The 3,610-nt window shown below is 32.9% G+C and carries 4 protein-coding genes; 2 read left to right on the top strand and 2 right to left on the bottom strand.

Going from position 1 to position 3,610, the window contains the following annotated elements:
- Positions 1 to 317: 317 nt before the first annotated feature.
- Positions 318 to 653, bottom strand: coding sequence for a hypothetical protein (locus tag PHI38_RS09750; RefSeq protein WP_299855613.1), 336 nt, complete (start codon positions 651 to 653; stop codon positions 318 to 320).
- Positions 654 to 1,086: 433 nt separating this feature from the next.
- Positions 1,087 to 1,863, bottom strand: coding sequence for a TOBE domain-containing protein (locus PHI38_RS09745; RefSeq protein WP_299855611.1), 777 nt, complete (start codon positions 1,861 to 1,863; stop codon positions 1,087 to 1,089).
- Between the two features lie 143 nt (positions 1,864 to 2,006).
- Between PHI38_RS09745 and surE the strand changes: the two genes are divergently transcribed.
- Both surE and PHI38_RS09735 read left to right on the top strand, forming a co-directional pair.
- Positions 2,007 to 2,801 carry a 5'/3'-nucleotidase SurE gene (gene surE / locus PHI38_RS09740; protein WP_299855609.1) on the top strand — a complete coding sequence of 265 codons (795 nt, stop codon included), beginning with the start codon at positions 2,007 to 2,009 and terminating at the stop codon, positions 2,799 to 2,801.
- Positions 2,802 to 2,805: 4 nt separating this feature from the next.
- Positions 2,806 to 3,447: a ThiF family adenylyltransferase gene (locus PHI38_RS09735; RefSeq protein ID WP_299855607.1), complete on the top strand. Its 642-nt coding sequence runs from the start codon at positions 2,806 to 2,808 to the stop codon at positions 3,445 to 3,447.
- Positions 3,448 to 3,610 lie beyond the last annotated feature (163 nt).

Genomic DNA, 3,610 nt, shown 5'->3' with positions numbered 1-3,610 from the left:
TGATATAACGAATAATAAAGTAATGTTTCTTAATAATAACTGACTCAAAGAGTGTTAAAGAGAAGCATTTACTGATTTGCAATTTATGCATTAAGGCGATATACGTGAGCCTTGTGAGCTTAGAAGAGATACTATTATTACTTTATCTGATTTAAACTAGAAATAGTATATTTATATTTTTATTATTTATGCACTACATGTAGCATCTAAAACAGAATAATTTTAACAATTGTATTTAAATTATTATTAGTTGAGGATTAGGAAGATAACGTTTGACTTGAGAAATAAGTTTGCCTGTAGGGTAACTTATTTCTCTCCTAAGATTTGTTATAGATTTTATAAACATAGTTTTTGATAATTTGATTAACTATAGATAAAATTAACACAGGGATAAGTGACATAAAGAAAAATATTCCACTAAAACAACCACTTCCACAAGTTAGACCAAAATACATTAAATACAAGAAAATAAATGTTGGGATTAGAGATATTATTGATAAAATAATATATGGTGTATATTCTTTATTCTTATTTTTCAAATAGTTCATAGTTTTTAAACTCATAATAAATGGTATTAAATGTATCCATAAAAATAAACCAAAAAGTATGCAACCAATAATGAAGGATCCCACTTTATCTAAATCAAGTGCCATTTACTCTCCTATAACTATTTATTCAAACACATTATATACGCATCAACTTAAAAAAGCAAAAATAACTTACATGTTAAATGTGTGTTAATTATTAAAATTTGATGAAAAATATGACAAATTTCAATATTTTTTAACTTTAGGAGAAAATATACTTATTAGTCTTAAATCTTTAGTGTGTGTTAAATGTCATATGGAGAAATAACATACAAAAGTGTTTGTTAATCGTTGAAAAAACTACATAACAAACATAATGTAGCTTAAGCGAATTGGATAATATAATTAAAAATGTCAGGCACTATTTTGTGCCTTTTCTTAGTTTTATCTCTTGTAAAAATATATGAAGTTGTCTTCTTTCGTTTCTTAACTTCAGAGACAGCGTACAACTATTTTTATCAGTTTAAAGACTTATAAATAAGGTTCGATAAGTATAAAGTCATGAACCTATGATTATATTGCTTGGATGTATGGTTGCGTAGGCTTTGTCTCCTGCTTTAAGAGATGGGATTTGAGACTCTTTTACGACTAAGATTAGTGATGTAAGCTCATTTACTTTTAGAGAGACCTCTACTGATTGGCTTGAGAGTTTTATGTTTTGGATGGTTCCTTCTAAGATATTTAAACTCTCATTTTTTGCTGGGGGAGTTGCAGAAATCTCTATGTCGCTTGATTTTATGATGGCATAAACATCATCGCTAACGCCAAGAGCCATGTTTTTAACAGACTTTGAAGTGATAGAAGAGGTTATTTTTCCACCTCCAGCTATGCTCATTGTGATTAGTGAATTTATGCCTACTTCTTTTATCTCTTTTATAACTGAGGGGATTTGATTTCTTGCACTCGTTGTTAAAAAAGTTCTGTTTAGTATCTTTGCAAGTCTCTCTGGGTTTTCTCCAGCTTGAGCAAATCTCTCAATAAATTGACGGTGAAGCTCGTTTAATCTATCATAAGTGTTTATAAGCTCATAAGCATAAGGTGTAAGAGTTGTTCCGCCTCCGCCTTTTCCGCCGATTTTTCTCTCAATTATAGGCTCATCGGCTAGCTCATTCATGCTGTTAATTCGCTCCCAAGCCGCTTTGTAGCTCATCTTCATCTCTTTTGCAGCGGCGTGAATAGAGCCTGTTTTTTCTATATGACGAAGAAGTTCTATTCTTCCAGAGCCTAAAAAACTTTTATCATTTTTACTAAGCCAAAAACGACCATCTATCTTCATAAATATAACCTCTTAATTAATTGGGTGTTTATTTTAGCATACTATTTAGTTTGTCGCTTAGTTTGTCGCACAATTTTATTTTTTGATAACTGATGTTAAAATGGCGATAGATTATAGATTTTTATCAAATTTAAGGAACTTTTTTGAGATATAAGATTTTAGTAACAAATGATGATGGTTATGAGGCAAAAGGGTTACGCGCTTTAATACAAGCGCTAAAAGAGCTTGATGATGTTGAGGTTATGGTTGTAGCACCTGCAAGCGAGAAATCAGCATGCGGACACTCTTTAACACTTGTTAGACCTTTACGTTTTGTAGGAGTTGATGATAACTTCTTCAAACTTGATGATGGAACGCCAAGTGACTGTGTTTATCTGGCACTTAGTACGATATATGTAGACTCAAAACCAGATTTGCTTATTAGTGGAATAAACAGAGGCTCAAACATGGGCGAGGATATTACATACTCAGGAACTGCAGCAGGTGCAATGGAGGGAGTTCTTCATGATATCCCATCCATTGCTATCTCTCAAGTCATGGATTCTACAGATCCACAAGGTGATTTTACACTAGCAAAAAAGGTTATAAAAGAGCTTGTTTTAAAGATAAAAAATGGTTCTTTCCCACTACCAAAGAGAGAGTTTTTAAATGTAAATATTCCACCAGATCTTGATTCAACTGACAACAGAGATGCAAAGATGGTTGTAACATACGCTGGGTATAGATTTTATGCAAATGATTCGCATCTTCATAGAAACCCAAGAGGTGAGGAGTTTTACTGGCTAGGACTTCACCCACTCAACTTCTTACCAAGAGAGGGAAATGAAGGCATTAGTGACTATGAAGCTATTAAAGCAGGAAATATCTCTTTAACGCCTATACAGCTTGATATGAGTGCATATAAAAGTATGAACAAACTCAAAGAGTGGATAGAGTAAACGAGTGAGATATGAGCGCATAAAAAACCTTTTAGGAGAGGATTTTTCTAAACTTGAAGATGCAAAAGTCTTGCTCTTAGGAGTGGGTGGAGTTGGCGGACACTGTTTGGATTGTCTAAGTAGAAGTGGTGTGGGTGAAATAACTATAGTGGATTTTGATAGCTATGATCTCTCAAATCAAAACCGTCAACTCTGGTCTGAACTGCATGAGGGCGAGTTAAAAGTTGAAGCTCTTAAAAAACACTATCCAGATATAAAGATAATTAACGCTCATATAGATGAAGAGTGGGTACAAAACTTTAACTTTGATGAGTATGACGTTGTCCTTGATGCGATTGACGATATAAAACCAAAACTCGCTCTTGCTCAAAAATGCTATAAAAAACTCATCTCATCATTTGGTTGTGCAAAACGTCTTGACCCTACTAAAGTACACGTAGATGATGTCTTTAAGAGTTATGGTGATAAGTTTGGCTCAAAAATCAGATATGAGCTAAGAAAAAGAGGGTTTAAAAAGAAGTATAAAGTTATATTTTCCTCAGAAGAAGCACTCGTTAAAGATAAAGGGAGCTTTATCGGAGTAACCGCTACTTTTGGGCTTGTGCTTTGTAGTGAGGCTATAAAAATGATAAGAGAGAAAAAATAAATTCTGCATCATAGAGTATGATGAGAACTATTTAAATCTTTTACTTTCTATACTTTTTAAAAACCTCATAAAGCTCTTCAAATGCTACTTCACTTGAGTTCTCTACATCTTTCATGCGCTTTATCGACCCTTGTAAGTCACCTTTAGTAACCCACAAATCAAT

The organism is Sulfurimonas sp. (assembly GCF_028694895.1).
GTDB lineage: Bacteria > Campylobacterota > Campylobacteria > Campylobacterales > Sulfurimonadaceae > Sulfurimonas.
This window is presented reverse-complemented; position numbering and strand designations above follow the sequence as displayed.